The organism is Polynucleobacter sp. AP-Elch-400A-B2 (assembly GCF_018688355.1).
Classification (GTDB): domain Bacteria; phylum Pseudomonadota; class Gammaproteobacteria; order Burkholderiales; family Burkholderiaceae; genus Polynucleobacter.
Genome location: NZ_CP061317.1, coordinates 1,627,533 through 1,647,925, shown reverse-complemented (window position 1 = coordinate 1,647,925; position 20,393 = coordinate 1,627,533). Strand labels below are relative to the sequence as shown.

The window sequence follows — 20,393 nt, the reverse complement described above, 5'->3', positions numbered from 1 at the left end:
GAAACAATTCAAATCAATTCATTCCGCTCTAGATCCTTGGGCTCGGGGCATAATGGCAAAAACAAGCAGAATTCTGATGAACTTCATACGCAAAAATATCTATAACCCCGCGGCAGTTGCCATCGCCTTTTTGGGTCTAGTGGCCCTGCTGTTTGCCACGCTCTGGGTGCTCGTACCGCCTCCACCGAGATCGATTGAATTGGCAACAGGCTTCCCAACCGGTCTTTATCAGAAATTTGGTGAAAAGCTCCAAAGTGAGCTTGCTGAGGAGGGCATTTCTCTCAAGCTAAGAACCACTGGCGGAACCAGTGATAACTTGACGCTGTTAAAGGATCCGCACTCTGGCGTTGACTTTGCCATGGTTCAGAGTGGTGTAGCGGATCTATCCAAGTACCCTGATTTTATTTCTATTGCTGGCGTGTTTTATGAGCCAGTATGGGTTTGGTACAGAGAGTCGAGTTTTCCAAGTGAATCGGGGCGCTTAGGTTTATTGAGTCAGTTAAAAGGGAAGCGAGTATCCATCGGTAATGAAGGCAGTGGCACACTATCTCTGACCTCTCAACTACTTGCAGCGAGTGGATTGAGTCTTGGCGATATTCGTGCCGAAAAATTAAAGCCACTTGATGCATTGGAGAAGTTTAAAAAAGGGGAGTTAGATGCTGTATTTTTGGTAAGTGCTGCGGAGGCGCCTGTAGTCAAAAAGTTTTACGAAACTCCCGGCATACGCTTAATGAACTTTGAGCAGGCTGAAGCTTATGTCCACCTATTCCCTTTTCTCTCAAAGGTAACGGTGCCACGTGGTATCGTCAGTATTGCCTATGATCTTCCGCGTCAAGATATTCAGGTACTGGCCGCAACAGCTACCTTGGTGGGTAAGAATGATATTAGTCCTGCATTGGTAACGCTGTTGCTTAGCTCTACCTACGATATTTTAAAAACGTATTCCTACTTACAAAAGCCAGGAGAGTTTCCATCTGGAACTGGCCTTGATTTTCCTTTACATGTAGATGCTGAAATCTATCTAAAGGATGGCCCATCTTTATTGCATCGCTACCTACCTTTCTGGACGGCAGTATGGATTGGGCGTTTCGCTAAAATTGTGATTCCACTTCTAGTGATTTTGGTTCCCTTATTTACCTATATTCCTGCAGCTAAAAGCTTACTCTTACGACTGAAGTTATCCCGGGTGTATGAGGAGCTTAAGGCGGTAGAAAGAAATGCATCTAATCCAGACTTAAAAGAAAAGAACCTCAAGGATTTGGAAAATATTGAGCGCAGGATTAGTAATATTAAAATTTCTATGCTAGATGCAAAAGAGTTGTACGACTTAAAAGGTCATGTGGGAGAGGTGCGCAGCCGTTTGAACCTGTATCCCTAATTGATTGCTATACGCCTAAAATAAACCCATGACTCTTTCCAGCCTTTTACCTCCACTAACACCCGCTAAGGACCTGGTTCAATCTTTACGAGATGATGGTTTTGCAGTTGTCTCTGCTCAGGATGTTACACAAATTGCACATGTGGGTCTTGATCAGCTACGCAATCTCACTCAGTTCTGGGAAGGGTTACCCAGAGACCCCTATCTTAAGGATGGTGGACGGTATCGCTTTCGCCGCCATTCAAGTTTTGAGATCAAGGGGGCATCTTTGGCTACCGTACCGCATCGTGCCCACTGGCAGTCTGTCAATTACAACGCCCTGCATGGTGGTATCGAGCGTTGGTTTGAGCCTTCTCAAACTGAGCTCACTAGTGATCCTGCTTGGCATGCTCTTTTACTGGGACTGACTCATATTCTGGATGGCGTTAAGCAAGTAAATACCTGGTTTATTGAGGCTCACCAATTTCGGATCGATACGACCGATGGGATTGGCCGACCAACGCCTGAGGGGGCTCATCGTGATGGCGTTGATTTTGTAGCTGTCTTTTTAATCAATCGAGTCAATGTCAAGGGTGGCGAGACCCGAATTTTTAGTGCAACCGGTTCTACTGGTTTGCGATTTACTCTCACGGAGCCTTGGTCTTTATTGCTCATGAATGATGAAAGAATGATTCATGAATCTACCCCCATTCAGCCCTTAGGGCAGTACGGCTATAGAGATACTCTGGTACTCACGTTTCGCTCGAACGGCTTTCAAGATTCCCCTAATAGTATTCAGCAGTAATTTCTAATGCGTTTAAAGCCTACTGGTTACACACCCTTGATGCTGATGGCGCAAACTTGTGCGCTATTGGGTTTTACCTGTTATGCGGTGGTGTTAACCACACTACAAGATGAATGGAATCTGAGTAATTTGCAGTCTGGCTTAATTGCTAGTGCTTTCTTCTTTGGTTACATGCTGATGGTCCCATTGGCAACTGCTCTCACCGATCGCGTTGATGCAAAAAAAGTCTATCTCGTAGGTGGTCTTTCAGCGACCTGTGGATTACTCGGTATGGGTCTATTTGCCTATAACTTTTGGACCGCCTTAATATTTATGGCGCTCAATGGTGTCGGTTTAGCGGGCACTTATATGCCGGGCTTAAAAATTCTGTCAGATCGCATTAAGACCGGTGAGCTGACTCGTCACATTGCCTTCTATACCGCATTCTTTGGTATTGGCACTGGCTTCTCTTATATTTGCTCTGGTTGGATCTTAAATAGCTTGGGCTGGCGCTATGTTTTTGGAATCATCGCCTTAGGCCCATTTACTGCATTGTTGATTGTGTTTTTATTTATTCCTGCGCTCACCCATGAAAAGTGGCACGGCCCAATACGTATTCGCTTACATGATATTTTTCCGATGGATAAGTGGCGCCTAGTCTTGCAAGATAAAACAGCCTCAGGATTTATCTTTGGCTATACCGCCCACTCCATCGAGTTGTTTGCTTGCCGTAGTTGGATCGTAGCTTTTTTTGGTTTCTGTGCCATTGTGACAGGCGACCACTTTCTATTCACTGCAACCACTCTTGCGGGTGTGATTAATTTCTTTGGTGTTCCTGCATCCATTATTGGAAACGAGATTGCCTTAAGAATAGGGCGCCAAAAATGGATTTTCTTTGTCATGCTATCTAGTGCAGCATTTGGAGTGGCGCTCGCTTGGTCAACAGGACAATCTTGGTGGTTGATTATTGCCCTAGCAGTGGGGCATACGATTTTTATCATGGCCGATTCTTCCACCTTAACTGCGGGCTTAGTCATAAGTGCTAAAGACGATATAAAAGGTGCTGCAATGGGGCTGCATTCTCTAATGGGCTTTGGGGGTGGTTTGCTGGGCCCAGCTATTTTTGGTTTTGTACTGGATTTAACTGGCTCGCGTGCCTCACAAATATCTTGGGTTTGGGCCTATGCTGCGGTGGTAGTGTGGGGTGTTCTGTTTGTACTGTACGAGCGTCGTAACGGCTGGGTTACTGGATCTATCACCCGTCAGTCATGATTCATTCATGAACTCTAGCCTGCCAAGTAATAGTTGCTATCACTGCGGCAGCTTTATTCTTCCGAACGATTCTTACGAGCTTGAGCTTGCCGGCATCAATAGAAAATTCTGTTGTGCTGGTTGCATGGCCATTGCGCAAACAATTCATGGTGAAGGCCTAGAAGTATTCTATGCACGGCGTGCACAGTCAAGCGATAAGCCTGCAGCCTACCTTGCTTCAAGTGACATTCCTGACAGTTTAGCTCCCTATGATGATCCCTCTTTGCTCGGTAGATATACTCGCCCGAGTGGTGATGTCGACTATTTAGAGACCACTTTACGATTGGAGAAGATTCGCTGTGCTGCTTGTGTGTGGTTATGCGAGCAGCACTTACGACGTATCCCTGGCGTAAAAGATGTACAGATTAATTATGTTAGTCAAAAGGTCAAGGTGGAATTTTCACCTGAGAAAACCAGTCTGGCTCGCTTACTCTTTGAAATAGAACGCATTGGTTACGAGGCGTGGCCTTTTGAGCCCTCACTCTCCATTGAGAAATCTAAAAAAGAACGTCGGCAATTACTTACTAGACTGGGGGTTGCATTACTAGGCATGATGCAAGTCATGATGTATGCCTGGCCAACGTATGTGGGTGATAGTGATATTACGGTGGAGTATGACCTGCTGTTGGGCTGGACTAGCTGGGCGCTCACGGTTCCAGTAATCACTTATTCAGCAGGCCCTATTTTTCAGGCAGCTTGGCGGAGCATGGTTTCATTTCGGCAAACGCATATATTGGGCATGGATGTGCCGATTGCTCTAGCTCTAGCTCTAGCATTTGGTGTGGGAACTGTGAATCTCGTGACAGGCTCAGGTCAAGGCTATTTTGATTCCATCACTATGTTTGTCGCCTTTATTTTGGCGGCACGCTACGTAGAATTATTAGCACGACAAGATGCGCAGGGTGGAGCAGAGGCCCTAGCAAAACAATTGCCAGCTACGTGTGAGAGAGTTCCGAACTATCCCACGTCTTTGCAAGTTGAAATTGTGCCGGTGGTGAACTGTAACCCTGGTGAAGTGATTCGTGTTCCCCCAGGTGATGTCATTCCAGCTGATGGAATTGTGATTGAGTCTGAGAGCTCTTTAGATGAGTCACTTCTTACTGGTGAATCTAAGCCAATTGATAAAAAGATCGGTGACCGAGTATACGCAGGCACGCATAATATTCTCAATCCCATATTGATCAAAATTGATGCTGTAGGTCAAGCTACTCGTATTGCTGGTATCGCCTCGTTACTTGATCAAGCATTGCAGGCGAAGCCTGTCATGGTGAGTCTTGCAGAAAAGTGGGCCGGGTATTTTGTGGGATTTCTGCTGGTAGTTGCTTTTTTATCTTCAGCAATTTGGTACTACGTCGATCCCAGTAAAGCTTGGACTGTTTTGGTCTCGGTACTGGTTGCTAGTTGCCCTTGTGCTCTATCTCTCGCAGTGCCAACGGCGATGGCTGCAGCCCAGGGCGCCGTAACAAAACTCGGCTTGTTGATTGTGCGCGGCCATGTACTGGAAGGTTTGGTCAAAGCGACAGATTTAGTGCTGGACAAAACTGGCACCCTCACTATGGGTCAACCAGAATTAAAAGAAGTCTTAGTTGTTCGCTCAGAGTTTTCCCGAGCAGATGTATTGAGAATTGCTGCGTCCATGGAGATGGGTCAAAAACATCCCCTTGCGCTTTCACTGTTGCGTGCTGCAGAAGGTGATAATCTTTCGCTCAGCACCTTGCCTGAGGCAGTGATTAATCAATTAGGCAAAGGCCTGAGCTCGGGTGTTTATCGACTGGGAAGTGCTGAGTGGGTGGGTGCTCAGCAGATTGCGCAAGACGGTCAATATGGGCAAGTACATCTAGCAGATGACCAGGGGTTGATTGCGAGCTTTCTATTCTTAGATACTCCAAGAGCGGGGTTGGAAAAGTTATTAACTGCAGCGAGGTCTCGCAAGATTGCGGTCCATTTGGTTTCAGGAGATGATGAAGTGACGGTGGCATGGTGGGCGCACCATGTTGGTATCGATCGGTTCAAAGGTGCGTGCTCTCCAGAAGATAAATATCGCTATATTGAGAGCCTGCAAAAAAAGGATCGGGTTGTTTGGGCAATTGGTGATGGTATTAACGATGCCCCTTTATTGGCGCGAGCAGATGTTTCTATTGCGGTCGGAGCGGGTGCACCCCTCGCTACAGCGGGTGCGGATGCGATCTTGACTGCAAGCTCCCTAGCTCCTTTGGCCCAATCGCTACTATTGGCTGATAAAACGCAGCGGGTGATTAAAGAAAACTTGATTTGGGCGCTGGCCTATAACTTGCTGGCCATTCCAGTGGCGATGATGGGGTGGGTCAACCCCTGGGTTGCTGGTATTGGTATGTCTCTATCCTCCTTGGCGGTCACATTAAACGCCTGGCGCCTCAGAAAGGCCTAGACTAGAGGTATGGAAAGCCTTTTTCTATTAATTCCTATTTCCTTGCTGTTGATCGGCCTCTTGGCTTGGATTTTCTTTTGGTCTGTGAAGGCAGGTCAATTTGATGATCTAGAGGGCCCAGGGGAAGCAATTTTGATGGATGACGATACGCCTAAATCCAAGAATATAAGTGATCACTATAAAAAATAACTCTATTTTTTAAGTACTTAGGTAGTACAAGCACCTCATTCGAGTTGCAGGATGTCTAAATGCAGGCATCCTTTTTGACATAGATCAAAACGCCCCATAAAGCTTACTTTGATAATGACTTCAGTCTATTCGAATTATGTCGTTGTTGGGTCACAAAAAAGGAGAAACCATGGGACTTACCGTGGGGAGCAATCAAGATACCTTTAATTACAAGGTTGTCAGCCAATTTGCCATCGTTACGGTGCTTTGGGGAATCGTGGGAATGCTCGTGGGAGTTGTCCTTGCCGCACAGCTGATTTGGCCTGATATCACTTTTAATATTCCCTGGTTAAGTTACGGTCGCTTGCGTCCATTGCATACCAATGCGGTCATTTTCGCATTCGGTGGATCAGCTTTATTTGCAACGTCCTATTACATCGTGCAACGTACGTGCCAGGCAAGACTCTTTTGTGACAAGCTAGCGGCCTTTACTTTCTGGGGTTGGCAGGCTGTGATTGTGTTGGCAGCGGTAACCTTGCCTTTAGGTATTTCAACTTCTAAAGAATATGCAGAGTTGGAGTGGCCAATTGACATCCTGATCACTTTGGTTTGGGTTGCCTATGCTGTGGTGTTTTTTGGCACCATTATGAAACGCAAAACTAAGCATATATATGTTTCCAATTGGTTCTTCGGCGCGTATATCCTGACGATTGCCATTTTGCATATTTTTAATAATTTAGAAATGCCGGCAAGCATGTGGAAATCCTATTCTGCATATGCTGGTGTGCAAGATGCTATGGTGCAGTGGTGGTATGGCCACAATGCAGTTGGCTTCTTCTTAACAACTAGCTTCTTAGGCATGATGTATTACTTCATTCCTAAGCAGGCAGAGCGTCCAATCTATTCCTATCGCTTATCTATCGTCCACTTCTGGGCTTTGAACTTTACCTATATGTGGGCGGGTCCCCATCATTTACAACACACGTCTTTACCTGACTGGACTCAGTCGCTTGGTACTGTGTTCTCCATTATTTTGTTAGCTCCATCTTGGGGCGGCATGATCAACGGCATCATGACTTTGTCTGGCGCTTGGTTTAAATTGCGCACCGATCCCATCTTGAAATTCTTGGTAGTGGCATTGTCTTTCTACGGTATGTCTACGTTTGAGGGTTCAATGATGTCTATCAAGACTGTCAATAGCTTGTCGCATTACACCGACTGGACTATTGGCCATGTTCACTCAGGTGCTCTTGGGTGGGTTGCCATGATTACGATTGGCTCCCTGTACTACCTCATCCCCCGTTTAGTTGGACAGAAAGACATGTACAGCACCCGCTTAATTGAGGTGCACTTCTGGATCGCTACGATCGGTGTGGTTCTTTACATTGCCGCAATGTGGATTGCTGGAGTAATGCAAGGCTTGATGTGGAGAGCATTTGAACCAGACGGCACATTAACTTACAGCTTTGTTGAGTCTGTAAAAGCAACCTATCCTTTCTATGTGATTCGTTTATTAGGCGGCCTCTGTTACTTAAGCGGCATGTTCTTAATGGCATATAACGTTTACAAGACAGTGATTGGTAAAACATTCGTCAATGCCCCCATTCCACAAACTTCTGCAACTGCTCACTAAGGGGAAGAAAAATGTCTAGTGAAAATAAATTCTTTTCCCACGGAACGCTTGAGAAAAACGTTGGCTGGTTAATAGTTGCCACCATCGTTGTGGTGTCGATTGCCGGCTTAGTGCAAATTGTCCCGCTATTTTTTCAGCACACAACAACTGAACCAAGTCCTGGCGTAGCACCATACACAGCATTACGTTTAGCTGGCCGCGATATCTACCAGCGTGAAGGTTGTGTTGGCTGTCACTCACAGCAGATCCGCACATTGCGTTCAGAGGTGGAGCGTTACGGCCCTTATTCCTTAGCTGGTGAATCCGTATTCGATCGCCCATTCTTGTGGGGTAGCAAGCGCACTGGCCCTGATTTAGCTCGGGTTGGCGCTCGTTACTCTGATGATTGGCATCGCATTCACTTACGTAACCCGCGTGATGTAGTTCCCGAGTCCAATATGCCTGGATATCCTTGGTTGCAGAAGAGTGCTGCCGACGCTTCCTCGATTCAGGCTCATATGGTGGCAATGCGCCGTTTGGGTGTTCCTTACACAGATGACATGATTGCAGAAGCCCCCAAGGAATTAGAAGGCAAGACTGAAGAGGATGCTTTGATTGCTTACCTTCAAGGTTTAGGTATCAATCGTCGCTACATCATGGTTGATGAAGTTGTGGCGAAATAAATCAAATGGAACAGATTACCGCTTATCTCTCCGCTTTTTCGACCGTCATTGGACTCGCGTTTTTTGTAGGGATTGTTTGGTGGGCTTGGTCTCCAGGTAGAAAGTCTGCCAATGAAGAATCAGCCGAACTGCCATTTGATCTCCCAGATGAATTTAGTAAGGACAAATCATGAGTGACTTTTTTAATAGCGGTTGGAGTAATTACATTGCGCTAGTTTCATTAGTCGGTATTGTTTGGTGTATTTGGCTTCTAGCTTCACAACGTAAAGCCAAGGTAATCCATACCGCAGACGGTGCAGTAGCCGATACGGGTCATGTTTGGGATGGTGATTTGCGCGAACTTAATAATCCATTGCCACGCTGGTGGGCCTGGATGTTCTTACTATCTTGCATCTTTGCCTTGGTCTACCTAGTTTTATTTCCGGGCTTGGGTTCATTCCCAGGGGTAGTTGGCTACACCACTGACGGCGCTTTAATGAGTTCAATGACAGAAGCAAATGATGAGTTAAAGCCCATATACGCTAAATACGTGAAGATGGATATTGAGGAAGTTGCTGCAGATCCCAAGGCACGTCAAATGGGTCAGCGTTTATTTTTAAACTCCTGTGCTCAGTGCCATGGTTCAGATGCTGGCGGCTCTAAAGGCTTTCCAAATTTAACGGATGGTGACTGGCTTTACGGCGGATCTCCTGAAAATATTAAGACGACTCTCATTAATGGACGCAATGGAGTGATGCCAGCATATGGACATCTCGAGACTGCGCAGATTGTAGATTTAGCCAACTATGTTCGCAGTCTGTCTGGTTTGCCTGCTGATGATGCAAAAGTTGCTCGTGGCGCAGAATTATTTAAATCCAATTGCGTAGCTTGTCATGGTGCAGACGGTAAAGGCAATATTGCCATGGGAGCACCTAACCTAACTGATAAGACTTGGCTATATGGTGGATCAGAGGCAACCATAGTTGAGACTCTCACTAAAGGCCGAATGGCTATGATGCCGTCTCAAGATAAGGTGTTGAGCCCCGAAAAAATTCATCTTTTGACGGCTTATGTTTGGGGTTTGTCCAACAACAAGACGGCTGCAGCTAAGTAATCAGTGTCAGATCATTCGCCGGTAGGCAAGCCTATTCCGATAGATGTGATTGAGCAATCTCTTTACGAGATCCGGCGAAAGATTTACCCGCGATCTGTAAGTGGCTTATTTGCTCGTTGGCGTCTCATTTTGGTATTTGCAACGCAATTATTGTTTTATGGTCTGCCTTGGATTAGTTGGAATGGTCGTCAAGCAGTACTGTTTGATTTAATTCAGCGTAAGTTTTATATCTTCGGCCTCGTGCTGTGGCCACAGGACGTAATTTATCTCACGCTCCTGTTAATTCTCTCTGCATTGGCCCTCTTTTTATTTACTGCCATTGCGGGTCGATTATTTTGTGGCTACGCTTGTCCCCAAACAGTCTATACCGAAATTTTTATGTGGATCGAGCGTCAAGTTGAGGGGGATCGTTTTGCCCGTATTCGCTTAGATGGTGAAGATTGGCCTTGGGGTGTCCGTAAGTGGCGCCTCAAAATTACTAAGCATTTTCTGTGGCTCTTAATAGCCTTCCTGACTGGGTTTACTTTTATTGGCTATTTCACTCCAATTGAAACCCTCAGCGCCTCCATCTTGCATCTTTCTTTGGGACCATGGCAAAACTTTTGGTTATGTTTTTATAGCTTTGCAACCTGGGGTAATGCGGGTTTCATGCGCGAGCAAGTGTGTAAATATATGTGCCCTTATGCACGCTTTCAAAGTGTCATGGTCGACAAGGATACTTTCTTGGTTACCTACGATAAGGTTCGTGGCGAGCCACGAGGGAGTCGTAATAAGATAGCGGATCATGTAAATCTCGGTCTAGGTGATTGCGTGGATTGCAGTATTTGTGTACAAGTTTGCCCAACCGGCATTGATATCCGTGATGGCCTGCAATATATGTGTATTGGTTGTGGCGCCTGTATTGATGCTTGCGATCAAGTAATGGAGAAGGTGGATTATCCAAAAGGCTTGATTCGCTATACAACCGAGCGAGCTATTGAAGAAAAACAAACCAATCAAAGTGCAATGCGTCATATCTTACGACCACGTGTTTTGATCTACATTGCCTTTATTACCGTACTTACCAGTGCCTTCCTAATCTCATTACTTACTCGCAACCCCCTCAGGGTCGATGTGATGCGTGATCGAGGTGCATTAGCTCGCGAAGTAGATGGGTTGCGTATCGAAAATATCTACCGCATTCAGATCATGAATGCATCAGAAAGTAGTATGAACGTACAGCTCAAAGCAAGTGGTTTATCTGATTTAAGAATACTCAATTCTCAAGGAGAGCTAGTTACAGAGATTGCAGTAGGCCCGGCCAGTAATTTGTTGATACCGGTAAAAGTAAGTACTACTGTGGGTATGCATGAGCCTGGTAATTACCCAATTCACTTTGATGTGATTGGACAAGAGGTATCCGGTAAGGAGTTCATTACCAGAGTCCGTGATGAAAAATCTAGTTTTATTATTCCTCGCTAAGCTGTATAGCGAATGATAGAGAGAGGATAAATATGTCAGAACATGAAGCGAATAAGCCTTGGTTTAAACAGCTTTGGCCTTGGTTGCTAATTAGTGGTCCAGCAGTTGCTGCTATTGGCTGTGTGATTACTATTTATTTAGCGGTCAATCTCTATTCAGATAAGCCAGTGCGAGATGGTGTGGTGAAGCAAGGACTCAAAGTAGAGCAGCTTAAAGTGGAGCAGGACCGCAAATGAAGTACCGCCTATTCATCTGGATTATGTGGCCTTCATTCTTGGTCTCTATCTTGGCCGAAGGTCTCCTCTTTAGCATTGTGCATCCTGCTGAGATATTGTTTTTTGGTCATCACCCCAATATCTCTGATGAGGGTATTTACACTATTGGATTTTTTGTTATTTGGATCTTTTGCTCATTTTCGAGCGCGCTTACAGCCTATATTCTTCCGGGAATTCATGCTGATGCTAAGGGCTCGGATAAAAGCTTGATATAGGCTTTAACTAGATACAAGGTTTGATCTGAACTGTGCGTTCAGGGTTTGAGGTGCCTGCCAGTTCATGCAGTCCGTCCATGTCAATGAGTTTGATATGACGTTGTTTAATTTGAATAAGTCCTGATTCTGCAAAGCGTGAGAGCATTCGGCTCACCGTTTCAATCTGAATACCAAGATAGCTGCCAATTTCTACGCGACTCATGCGCAAATCAAATTCATTATTGAGATAGCCTCGTGCAGCCAGACGCTGAGAAAGATTGAGTAGAAAGGTTGCTAAACGCTCCTCAGCGCGCAAACTACCGAGTGAGAGTAGGTGACGTTGATCTTGTGTGAGTTCGCGGCTCAAAATGCGGTGAAATTGCTTTTGCAGTGCCGGAATTTGCAGTGCCAAATCCTCAAATGCCTCATAGCGAATAATACAAACCTCACTGTCTTCTAGGGCAATTGCTTCAGATTGATAGCTACCGTCTCCGATACCATCAAGTCCTAAGATCTCGCCAGGTAGATGAAAGCCGATGACTTGTTGACGCCCATCTTCTAAACCATACTCAGTCTTGAGAGTGCCAAAACGAATGCTGTAGACCGCAGAAAGTGGATCACCGTGGCGGTAGAGACTTTCACCTTTCTGTAGGTGAACCCGCTCTTTTACGAGGGTGTCAATCTTGGCAATGTCCGATGAGCTAACACCCACTGGCAAGCAAAACTGACCTAGTACACAGACTGAGCATTTGCCACTGGGCACATCTGAGTTGGTGTAATTCATATTAGATCATTTACCAGATCGGTTTATTCTACTCGGATAATGTGCAATTTTAATATTTCTCTCGAATGCTGACTTCCAGTCTTCTATTGGCGGTCTTCTTGGGCGCTTTAGTCAGTGGGTGGCACTGTGCTTTGATGTGTGGCGGTATTGCTGCAGCAGTTGAGCGTCAAGGCAACTCCAATGAAGTGATTTATGCCCCACTGCAAAGTAAGTCTGAACTCTTTTATCTTCAGCTCGTCATGCACTCTGGACGTTTGATGACCTATGCTTTGCTTGGTGGCCTGGCTGCATGGGCAGGCGCAATTCTTTGGCAGCAAAATATCGTGCCTATTCAGCGTCCTTTATTTGCCATTACATCACTCCTTTTATTAGTGATGGGTTTGCGTCTTTTACGTCCGAGGTCAAGTAGTCCTCTGTTTCTTGGAAAGTGGCTTGGAGCACGAATGGCTACTTATTGGGCTCAATATTTAGGGGGTTTCACAGGCCGTTCATCCCGCTGGTTTAGTGGGATGGTATGGGGTCTGGTTCCCTGTGGTTTGGTCTATAGCGTTTTACCGCTCGCTTTTTTATCGGGGGACGTCTTAACAGGTGCAGCGCTCATGCTGGCGTTTGGCTTGGGTACTTTACCTAACCTATTGCTGATTTCAAAATTTTCAGCGGCTCTAGCCCAACTGAGTCAATATGCTTTGGTGAGATACATTGCTGCAGGTCTTTTGTTGTCAGCCGCACTATTGGGTCTTTATCGCGCCTGGTATTTGCCGGACGCTTTACTGAAGGACGGTTTCTGTATCAGTTAATGCGATTGATTGCTCTAGCGATGCCGTGTTTCAAATCTGGATAGATGCAATCGACAGGTATGCGTTCGAAGAGACCCGCTCGAGTGGCCATCTCGTAGGGTTGATGGGCTAGCCCACAAATCATGAGCGTGATGTTGCGATTTTTACAAACTACTTCAAGTTCAAGCACCGCATCTATTCCGGAAACGTCGATATAGATCACATTCTTGAGGTCAAGTATCAATACTTGTGAGGGCAATTCGTTTTCAATGTTCTCCAGAATTTTGACTGCGCCGAAAAAGATAGCGCCATAAATTCTGAATGCAGCAATCCTTCCTTGATGCTGCTTTAGCTCTGGAAAATCAGTGAGATTGACCGGCTCATAGCGCGACAAACTTGAGATGCGGTAAATGAAGGTAATGAATGCAAGTAGTAAGCCCACTTGTATTGCAATGGTGAGGTCTAACACGATAGTCAGAAAAAATACACTCAACATCGTTAAGCGATAAGGTAGGCGAAATTGCTTGAGGTCTGCAAACTTTCTCCATTCACCCATATTCCAAGCAATAAACATCAGGATGGCGGCTAGGCTAGCCAAAGGAATACTTTCTGCTAGCGGAGCTCCAAATAAAATAATCACTAGCAAAGTTACTGAGTGAATGATCCCAGAAATTGGAGTACTCCCCCCACTCTGTATGTTGGTAACCGTTCTGGCAATCGTTCCTGTAGCCGGCATACCACCAAAGAATGGGGTGACTACATTAGCAACACCCTGAGCCATCAGCTCTTGATTGGACTCATGACGATCATGAATCAGCCCATCAGCAATTCGGGCGCACAGTAGCGATTCAATCGCCCCAAGTAGAGCGAGAGTAATTGCAGGTGCAATCACAAATTGTGCGGTGCCCCAGCTAATGGGAATCCATTCAAAACTCGGCAGACCAGAGGGGATGCCGCCAAAACGACTGCCAATGGTATCTACTGGAAGGTTAAATGTACTCGTCACTATGGTGGCCACAGCCATTGCAATGACGGTACCCGGTAGATGACTAAGATGTCCAAGCTGTTTTTGAAAGACTCGCCAAGTAATTAAAAAGGCGAGAGTTCCGCTGGAAAGCATGAGGGCAACAGGGTTAACCGTGTCGGCAGCAGCATACAGAGTTTGGACTGCTTGAAAAAACTCAGCAGGCATTTTGGCAATTTGAAGGCCAAAAAATTCTTTTACTTGAGATAGTCCAATTAGCACAGCGATACCGTTGGTAAAACCAATAATGACTGCTACTGGAATAAAGCGAATTAATGCCCCTAGCCTAAAGAGCCCCATGAGAAATAAAAAGACTCCAGACATGACAGTCGCTAGAAGCAAATTAGCAACGCCATAGTGCTCAACAATGCCGTAAACGATGACGATGAATGCGCCAGCTGGTCCACCAATTTGCACGCGACTGCCGCCCAAGACGGAAACTAAGCTGCCAGCAATAATTGCGGTAAAAATGCCAGCTTCTGGCTTGAGTCCGCTAGCAATCGCAAATGCCATTGCCAATGGGAGCGCAACTATTCCAACCGTAATGCCTGCTAAAACATCTTTGCTTAAAAGGGCGCCGTTATAACCCTGAAGGGAGTCAAGTAGTTTGGGGTGAAAAAAACGCATGTGCGAAAGGCTCTTAAGCCATCCGATTGCCAACCCAGTAGGCAATGGTTGCGGATAGTGCAGTAACAGCAGATCCCCAGGCAATGTCTACAAATGCCAGGCGCATGGGAAAGTCACGAATCACTGCGAGATTGGTGAGATCGTAAGTCATGTAGCAAAAGAAACCAAATAGGGCGCCATACTGCGCTGCATACACCCAAGACTGTTTTGAGATTGCTGGAAAGATCACGAAAATCGATGCCCCAAGCGCATATAAGAGATAAAAAGCCAGTCCTGCCCACAATTTTGGCTCGCTAGCCATGAGTGAGCCCATTTCGTCACGATAGAGGTTTCTGGCAATGCCAAGCAGCCAAATCAAATCAATGATGATCAGTGTTAAGAGGAACGAAAAATACACTGCAAAGTACTTGAGCAATTTAGTTTCCTTTTTTATGCTTTTACAGTTGAACAATAAAGACTATGATGGAATGAAAGGTATTAGGGTTAATTTAACAGGAGTTAAATATGTTTAAGCACTTATTAGTACCAGTCGATGGTTCAGATGTGAGTAAAAGGTCCTTAAAAAAGGTAGCTGAGCTTGCAAAGGCCGATAAAGCTGCCGTGACATTGCTTTATGTTTCTGATCCAATGCCGCCGATGGTGTATTCCGATAGCTCGATGGGTTACGGAATTTCTCAAAAAGATCATAAGAAGGTCTGCGAAGCTTATGCCGCAGATGTCTTTAAAAAGGCCTCTCTGTTATTGGGTGCTAGCGTAAAAGCAAGCAGCCTTCATATCTCTAATAGCAATTTATCAGAGGGTATTTTGGATGCTGCTAAGAAATCCAAAGCTGATGTGATTGTGATGGCCTCACACAAGCGGGCCGGTATTAAGAGCGTCTTACTAGGTAGCGAAACGCACGAGGTGATTGTGCATTCCAAGATGCCAGTATTGGTGCTTGGTTAATACCTAAGCATTAAAAAATAAAGGGGCCTTATGGGCCCCTTTTCAATTGCTGATTTGCATCTCCTAATTCATGGGTGGCGAACCCAGCAATAGAATTTCTCGAGTGAGTAATCCACTATCGCTATCGCGCATATTCCACAAATCCAGCTGGGTTTTGACTGCATAGGGATCAACATAGACCCCATCCTTTCTCAATTCAAAATGGAGATGGGGGCCGGTGGAGCGTCCAGTTGATCCGACATAGCCAATCTCAAGGCCACGCCGTACTTCATTGCCTACTTCCAGTTCTGCGTTGTAGCTACTCAAGTGTGCATAGTAAGTGCGGTAGTTTCCGGGATGCTCCAGAATGATGAGATTGCCAAACGCGCCGCTATAACCCAAATGCACTACCTTGCCTGTGGCTACGCTAAAGATTGGCGTCCCAATTGGCGCAGAATAATCAATTCCCATATGGGTGCGATATCTTTGCTTGGGGGCGGCAACAACAGCGCTACTGTTCTTTGGTGGCGCAGCTTTTTTGCTTGATGCTCTGACACTACCAACCCCGCGGGAGATGCGTCGATAGCTCAGGGGATTAGTCCAGAAGGTGCGTTCAATCGATTCTCCACTGGCAGTATAAAAACCCCCAGGGATATCGCTTCTCTCAACCCAAAAAGCGCTGGCAAATACTTCGCTGGAGGATGGTTCAATGATTTCTACCGCCCAAATTTGAGCCCAACGTTCCTTGTCGCCAAAATCCACAATCAGGCGAACAATGCTATTTGTATTTTCAAGCGCATTATTTTCTTCGGGGTAAATTTGCTTAATGATGGAGTTCAACTCCCAAACCAGTTCAACGGGTAATTTATCACCCACTTTTTTGGGGTCATATAAAACAGCACTCAGAGCTATTTGAATTTCCGTAAAGCGCTTGGACTCCTCTCTGAGGTAGTCCTGCTGAATTAAAAAATTACCTGCTGCTGATGGTGTAAAAGTCCAAATCTCAGTCTTCGCATCCTGAAGTGGGCCATTCATTACGCTCAAGGATTCAAAGCGGTTACGGTTACCAAGGGCTAATGCATAAGGAATGCAATTGCCCCGCATCCGATTAAAAAAACCTTTAGTTTGAGATTTGAAGAAATCATTGAAGTCTCGGTTTTGTAAACCTAGAGTTGCGGGAAGATTCTCTTCGCCAAAACTCCGACGCAAGCAACCACGCTGGACGCGATAGTCCAGATTCGCACCACTTTCATTGCTATCCGCACTCTCAATCCGTTTAAACAATTCAGGATTTAAGCTCATACTTTTGGTAGAGCGATTGAGTGAATTTTCTTTCAGCTGAATACCGGCCTGCTTATTACTAGTGCTGACCGTTTTTTGCTTTACCTGAGGGGTTTTGTTAGTTTTACTCGTTGAACTTGCTTGTTGAGCTTGCGTACTAGAAACGAATACGATCAGTGAGAGTCCAAAAACGCTGATGACGTTTTTCAATAAGTAAGGCAATTGGCTCGCTATTTTTTTCACCGCTCAATTATCCGATATTGTTGCCAAGCTCCCCGTTTTTTATGTTGTAGTGCAGCAATTTTCTGTTGAAGTTGGTCAAGGAAAGTAGCAAAAGTTGTAGATACAATTAATTTTTCGCTAAAGGAATTTTCATGCCCATTATTGAGTCAGTATCAGTTGCTGCAGTAGCGGTGCCCCTAGATAAGGTCACCTCCTTTTCCACTAGAACGGTTTCAGAGCGGCACTATTGCTTGGTCAAGGTACGTGGCAAGGATGGTAATGAGGGTATTGGATTTTGTTATGTCGGCAGTGCGGGTGGAGATATTGCCAAGATTGCAGTTGAGCAATTGCTGGCCCCAAAACTGATTGGTCAAAATAGTCACCGCAGCGAAGGTCTGTGGATCGACATGTATAACGAGTCTATTTTGCAAGGGCGCGCTGGTGCGGTGATGCGTGGCATCTCCATTCTCGATACGGCACTCTGGGACTTAAATGCCCGTGCTGCGAAATTACCTCTTCACCAATACTTAGGATCTGTCGTAGATGATCGCGTTCCAGCTTATGCCAGCGGTGGCTACTATCTGGATGGTAAAACGCCCGCCAAGTTGGGCAAAGAAATGGAATCCTACGTAAAACAGGGCTTTAAGGCTGTCAAAATGAAAGTAGGGCGCCTCTCACCAAGAGAAGAGGAGGCACGGGTTAAAGCTGCTCGTAAGGCCGTAGGTGAGGACGTTTTGCTTACCCTAGATGCCAATAATGCTTGGCGCGACCTGCCGACTGCTCTTGAATACATACGTCGTTTTGAGGCTTACAACCCCTATTGGATCGAGGAGCCATTTTCCCCAGATGCTATTGATCTGCATGCGGCCCTGGCCCGTCAAACCAAGATCAACGTGGCTACTGGTGAGATGGAGGCTGGACGCTGGCGCTTTAGAGAGCTCATTGAAGCTGGTGGCGTCGCTATTTTGCAGTCTGATGCGGCAGTCTGTGGCGGTATCACGGAGTGGCGTCGTATTTCTGCTTACGCAGATTTAAAGGGCGTGATTGTTTGCCCGCATTGGATGCATGATCTGCATGCTCCTTTAGTTGCAGCAACCCCAAATGCGCGTTTTGTGGAATTCTTCTTGGATGATCAGGTCTTGAACTTCCGCAGATTGATTAATAAGCAGCTCACCTTCAAGAATGGCGACTTGATTTTGCATAAGACGCCAGGCTTAGGATTTGAGTTTGATGAAAGTGCTATCAAAAAGTATGCTGGTAAGGCTGCTTGGACAAAGATTATTTAAAGTATTTAAATTCTCGGCAATAAAAAATCCCGCACAAGAGGCGGGATTTTTTATGATCTTGAACTACTTAAAAAAGGTTTAGGTGGATTTAGGATTCAGTTTGAAGTGGGTGATTGACTGGGTAATTAATACCAAGCCAAATCCGACGAATCCAATAATGTCAGCTTCAGTAGATGGGTAGGCAAGTGCCACACCAGCAATCACCATGATGACGCGTTCAAAGACTTTGGTCTTTTCAATAAACCAACCCTGCAAGCCGCCAGCCAAACAAATGATGCCAACTACAGCAGTAAATGAAATCCAGGCAATCTGCATCCAGTCAGCCTGCTCTAGAGCACTGGTAGATCCCATCAGGAGCAAGCTCACACCCGATTCATCGAGGACAAACATAAATGGCACCAAAATTGCTGGGGCAACGTATTTCCATGTCTGTAGCGTTGTCTTATAGGGATTGCCTTTGCAGATTGCCGCTGCTGCAAAAGGAGAAAGTGCAGTTGGGGGTGATACCTCTGAAAGTACGGCGTAATAGAAGATGAACATGTGTGCGGCAAATGCGGGAACACCTAAGTTAATGAGTGCTGGCGCAGCGATCACAGCACAAATAATGTAAGAGGCCGTTACTGGTACTGCAAGGCCGACGATCCAGACAATCAATGCTGTAAAGATGGCCGTTAGCAATAGTGAACCTCCCGCATACTGAATCACGATGGAGCTAAATTTGAGACCCAGACCAGTGAGGGTAACGGTACCTACGATGAGACCCGCACCCGCACAGGTTGCTGCAATTGCCAATACGCCTGTAGAGCCAGATGAGAGCGCCTTAGATAAGCTGGAATTGTAGAGACCAGAGAGAATGGGTTCTTTACCTTTAAACCAGGCCCATGGAATGATCGCGGTATCTTCGCGCAACATACTAGACAGTGCAGATACAACGGTAGCCCAAAATACTGACATCACTGGCGAGAAGCCAAACATCATAAAAACTACAATAGAAATTAAAGAGAAAAAATGAAACCAATATTTTTTGGTTAACTGCCAGGCGCTTTCCGCGGATGGAAAGTGAATATTTTTCATGCCGTACTTACGTACGTCGATTTCCACCATGACAAACAAACCGAGGTAGAACAGAATCGTAGGGATGGTTGCCATGAGCAACACATCTAAGTAGGAAATTTTGAGGAAGTCGGCAATCAGAAAGGCGGCCGCTCCTAATACTGGTGGTGAGATGATCGCACCAAGTCCACCTGCAGCTAAAAGACCACCTGCGGCATTTTTTTCGTAACCTACTTTATCAAGCATCGGTGCAGCGACAGAGCCGACTGTTACGGTAGTTGCAACACCGGATCCTGATGGGCCACCCATGAGGAAGGAGGATAAAACAATCGTTCTACCTACCCCAGATGATTTACCGCCCATTGCGGCAAAAGAGAAGTCGATAAAGAATTTTCCTGCGCCAGTGAATTGCAAAAAGGCACCAAAGATGGTGAAAAGAATAATCAGGGTTGCAGAGACGTCGACTGCGGTGCCATAGATGCCCTCAAGACTCATGTACATGTAACCCACAAGCCGATCTAAGTCATAACCTTTGTGAGTCCAAGGGGCGGGCAGGTAGTTGCCAAAGAAAGCATATAACAAGAAAAGTACAGTAACGGTGACGAGCACCATACCGTTGGTTCTTCTCACGCCCTCAAGGATGAGTAGTATGAGAGCGATACCAACCATGACATCAGTAGAGTTTGGGGCGGTGTTTCTATCCATGAGATCATCGCCGCCTGCCAGAATGTAATAGGCGATAGCAACTGAGCATATGGCAAATAAAACATCCCAAAATTTCAACTGGTTTTTAAAACGAGCAGCAATAGGAAAGCTTAAGAACACTAAAAACAAGACTAGGGCAACGTGGATGACTCTGAGTTGATGTGTTGGAACAATCGAATAGGCTGCATATAGATGAAATAAAGACATACCTATTGCCACCAGCGTAATGAATATAGCTAGCAGACCTTTGTAGTCATTAGAGTCACCCTCTTCTTGCTTAATGAAGGCATCTAATTTTGCTTGGGTTTCGTTATCAATTACATTTTGATTCATGTCTTTATCAGTCTATTTTTTTATATTTACATA

Annotated in this window: 20 protein-coding genes; 15 read left to right on the top strand and 5 right to left on the bottom strand. The window is 45.7% G+C overall.

The genetic code is table 11. The features are described from left to right. Positions 1-76: 76 nt before the first annotated feature. From FD977_RS08535 to FD977_RS08480, 12 genes are all read left to right on the top strand, one after another. Positions 77-1,378 carry a TAXI family TRAP transporter solute-binding subunit gene (locus FD977_RS08535; protein ID WP_215304973.1) on the top strand — a complete coding sequence of 434 codons (1,302 nt, stop codon included), beginning with the start codon at positions 77-79 and terminating at the stop codon, positions 1,376-1,378. 28 nt (positions 1,379-1,406) lie between these two features. Continuing rightward, positions 1,407-2,162 carry a 2OG-Fe dioxygenase family protein gene (locus FD977_RS08530; RefSeq protein WP_215304971.1) on the top strand — a complete coding sequence of 252 codons (756 nt, stop codon included), beginning with the start codon at positions 1,407-1,409 and terminating at the stop codon, positions 2,160-2,162. Positions 2,163-2,168: 6 nt separating this feature from the next. After that, positions 2,169-3,413: an MFS transporter gene (locus FD977_RS08525; RefSeq protein ID WP_215304969.1), complete on the top strand. Its 1,245-nt coding sequence runs from the start codon at positions 2,169-2,171 to the stop codon at positions 3,411-3,413. A 7-nt stretch (positions 3,414-3,420) separates the two neighbouring features. Further along, entirely contained in the window at positions 3,421-5,859 is a 2,439-nt protein-coding gene (locus FD977_RS08520) for a heavy metal translocating P-type ATPase (RefSeq protein WP_215304967.1), read from the top strand. 9 nt (positions 5,860-5,868) lie between these two features. Further along, complete coding sequence (ccoS, locus tag FD977_RS08515) at positions 5,869-6,048, top strand: cbb3-type cytochrome oxidase assembly protein CcoS (RefSeq protein ID WP_215304965.1); 180 nt, start codon at positions 5,869-5,871, stop codon at positions 6,046-6,048. 169 nt (positions 6,049-6,217) lie between these two features. Further along, positions 6,218-7,660, top strand: a complete 1,443-nt coding sequence (ccoN, locus tag FD977_RS08510; RefSeq protein ID WP_215304963.1) for a cytochrome-c oxidase, cbb3-type subunit I — start codon at positions 6,218-6,220, stop codon at positions 7,658-7,660. Between the two features lie 11 nt (positions 7,661-7,671). Beyond that, on the top strand, positions 7,672-8,322 hold the full coding sequence (gene ccoO / locus FD977_RS08505; RefSeq protein ID WP_215304961.1) for a cytochrome-c oxidase, cbb3-type subunit II: 651 nt from the start codon (positions 7,672-7,674) through the stop codon (positions 8,320-8,322). Positions 8,323-8,327: 5 nt separating this feature from the next. Continuing rightward, on the top strand, positions 8,328-8,495 hold the full coding sequence (locus FD977_RS08500; RefSeq protein WP_046330648.1) for a CcoQ/FixQ family Cbb3-type cytochrome c oxidase assembly chaperone: 168 nt from the start codon (positions 8,328-8,330) through the stop codon (positions 8,493-8,495). After that, positions 8,492-9,415 (top strand): cytochrome-c oxidase, cbb3-type subunit III, encoded by a 924-nt coding sequence (gene ccoP, locus FD977_RS08495; protein WP_215304959.1) that lies wholly within the window; start codon positions 8,492-8,494, stop codon positions 9,413-9,415. The genes FD977_RS08500 and ccoP overlap by 4 nt, the downstream gene beginning before the upstream one ends. A gap of 3 nt (positions 9,416-9,418) precedes the next feature. Beyond that, complete coding sequence (ccoG, locus tag FD977_RS08490; RefSeq protein WP_215304957.1) at positions 9,419-10,876, top strand: cytochrome c oxidase accessory protein CcoG; 1,458 nt, start codon at positions 9,419-9,421, stop codon at positions 10,874-10,876. Between the two features lie 32 nt (positions 10,877-10,908). After that, entirely contained in the window at positions 10,909-11,112 is a 204-nt protein-coding gene (locus FD977_RS08485) for a FixH family protein (protein WP_215304955.1), read from the top strand. After that, entirely contained in the window at positions 11,109-11,366 is a 258-nt protein-coding gene (locus FD977_RS08480) for a hypothetical protein (protein WP_215304954.1), read from the top strand. Before FD977_RS08485 ends, FD977_RS08480 begins: the two co-directional genes overlap by 4 nt. A gap of 7 nt (positions 11,367-11,373) precedes the next feature. Here FD977_RS08480 and FD977_RS08475 read toward each other — a convergent pair whose 3' ends face one another. Further along, positions 11,374-12,129, bottom strand: coding sequence for a helix-turn-helix domain-containing protein (locus FD977_RS08475; RefSeq protein WP_215304952.1), 756 nt, complete (start codon positions 12,127-12,129; stop codon positions 11,374-11,376). Positions 12,130-12,194: 65 nt separating this feature from the next. Between FD977_RS08475 and FD977_RS08470 the strand changes: the two genes are divergently transcribed. Beyond that, the gene (locus FD977_RS08470) at positions 12,195-12,926 is read left to right on the top strand and encodes a sulfite exporter TauE/SafE family protein (protein WP_215304950.1); all 732 of its coding nucleotides are present in this window, start codon (positions 12,195-12,197) and stop codon (positions 12,924-12,926) included. On the opposite strand, the gene FD977_RS08465 is transcribed toward FD977_RS08470, so the two are convergent. After that, positions 12,919-14,556, bottom strand: a complete 1,638-nt coding sequence (locus FD977_RS08465) for a SulP family inorganic anion transporter (RefSeq protein WP_215304949.1) — start codon at positions 14,554-14,556, stop codon at positions 12,919-12,921. The genes FD977_RS08470 and FD977_RS08465 overlap by 8 nt on opposite strands. 13 nt (positions 14,557-14,569) lie before the next feature. Then, the gene (locus tag FD977_RS08460) at positions 14,570-14,953 is read right to left on the bottom strand and encodes a DUF2177 family protein (protein ID WP_251369469.1); all 384 of its coding nucleotides are present in this window, start codon (positions 14,951-14,953) and stop codon (positions 14,570-14,572) included. A gap of 107 nt (positions 14,954-15,060) precedes the next feature. On the opposite strand from FD977_RS08460, the gene FD977_RS08455 reads away from it, so the two are divergent. After that, positions 15,061-15,501 (top strand): universal stress protein, encoded by a 441-nt coding sequence (locus FD977_RS08455; protein ID WP_215304945.1) that lies wholly within the window; start codon positions 15,061-15,063, stop codon positions 15,499-15,501. A gap of 63 nt (positions 15,502-15,564) precedes the next feature. On the opposite strand, the gene FD977_RS08450 is transcribed toward FD977_RS08455, so the two are convergent. After that, positions 15,565-17,004, bottom strand: a complete 1,440-nt coding sequence (locus FD977_RS08450; protein ID WP_251369468.1) for a M23 family metallopeptidase — start codon at positions 17,002-17,004, stop codon at positions 15,565-15,567. Between the two features lie 131 nt (positions 17,005-17,135). Between FD977_RS08450 and FD977_RS08445 the strand changes: the two genes are divergently transcribed. Next, positions 17,136-18,269, top strand: coding sequence for a mandelate racemase/muconate lactonizing enzyme family protein (locus tag FD977_RS08445; RefSeq protein WP_215304943.1), 1,134 nt, complete (start codon positions 17,136-17,138; stop codon positions 18,267-18,269). Between the two features lie 78 nt (positions 18,270-18,347). Here the strand turns inward: FD977_RS08445 and FD977_RS08440 are convergent, their stop codons facing one another. Next, entirely contained in the window at positions 18,348-20,360 is a 2,013-nt protein-coding gene (locus FD977_RS08440) for a TRAP transporter fused permease subunit (RefSeq protein ID WP_215304941.1), read from the bottom strand. Positions 20,361-20,393: the final 33 nt, after the last annotated feature.

Coding starts and splice junctions, on each gene's coding strand:
- FD977_RS08525 (WP_215304969.1), top strand. CDS start 2,169: ATGCGTTTAAAGCCTACTGGTTACACACCCTTGATGCTGATGGCGCAA.
- FD977_RS08470 (WP_215304950.1), top strand. CDS start 12,195: ATGCTGACTTCCAGTCTTCTATTGGCGGTCTTCTTGGGCGCTTTAGTC.
- FD977_RS08465 (WP_215304949.1), bottom strand. CDS start 14,556: ATGCGTTTTTTTCACCCCAAACTACTTGACTCCCTTCAGGGTTATAAC.
- FD977_RS08500 (WP_046330648.1), top strand. CDS start 8,328: ATGGAACAGATTACCGCTTATCTCTCCGCTTTTTCGACCGTCATTGGA.
- FD977_RS08535 (WP_215304973.1), top strand. CDS start 77: ATGAACTTCATACGCAAAAATATCTATAACCCCGCGGCAGTTGCCATC.
- ccoO (WP_215304961.1), top strand. CDS start 7,672: ATGTCTAGTGAAAATAAATTCTTTTCCCACGGAACGCTTGAGAAAAAC.
- FD977_RS08440 (WP_215304941.1), bottom strand. CDS start 20,360: ATGAATCAAAATGTAATTGATAACGAAACCCAAGCAAAATTAGATGCC.
- FD977_RS08455 (WP_215304945.1), top strand. CDS start 15,061: ATGTTTAAGCACTTATTAGTACCAGTCGATGGTTCAGATGTGAGTAAA.
- FD977_RS08445 (WP_215304943.1), top strand. CDS start 17,136: ATGCCCATTATTGAGTCAGTATCAGTTGCTGCAGTAGCGGTGCCCCTA.
- FD977_RS08480 (WP_215304954.1), top strand. CDS start 11,109: ATGAAGTACCGCCTATTCATCTGGATTATGTGGCCTTCATTCTTGGTC.
- ccoS (WP_215304965.1), top strand. CDS start 5,869: ATGGAAAGCCTTTTTCTATTAATTCCTATTTCCTTGCTGTTGATCGGC.
- FD977_RS08475 (WP_215304952.1), bottom strand. CDS start 12,129: ATGAATTACACCAACTCAGATGTGCCCAGTGGCAAATGCTCAGTCTGT.
- FD977_RS08485 (WP_215304955.1), top strand. CDS start 10,909: ATGTCAGAACATGAAGCGAATAAGCCTTGGTTTAAACAGCTTTGGCCT.
- FD977_RS08530 (WP_215304971.1), top strand. CDS start 1,407: ATGACTCTTTCCAGCCTTTTACCTCCACTAACACCCGCTAAGGACCTG.
- ccoN (WP_215304963.1), top strand. CDS start 6,218: ATGGGACTTACCGTGGGGAGCAATCAAGATACCTTTAATTACAAGGTT.
- ccoP (WP_215304959.1), top strand. CDS start 8,492: ATGAGTGACTTTTTTAATAGCGGTTGGAGTAATTACATTGCGCTAGTT.
- FD977_RS08520 (WP_215304967.1), top strand. CDS start 3,421: ATGAACTCTAGCCTGCCAAGTAATAGTTGCTATCACTGCGGCAGCTTT.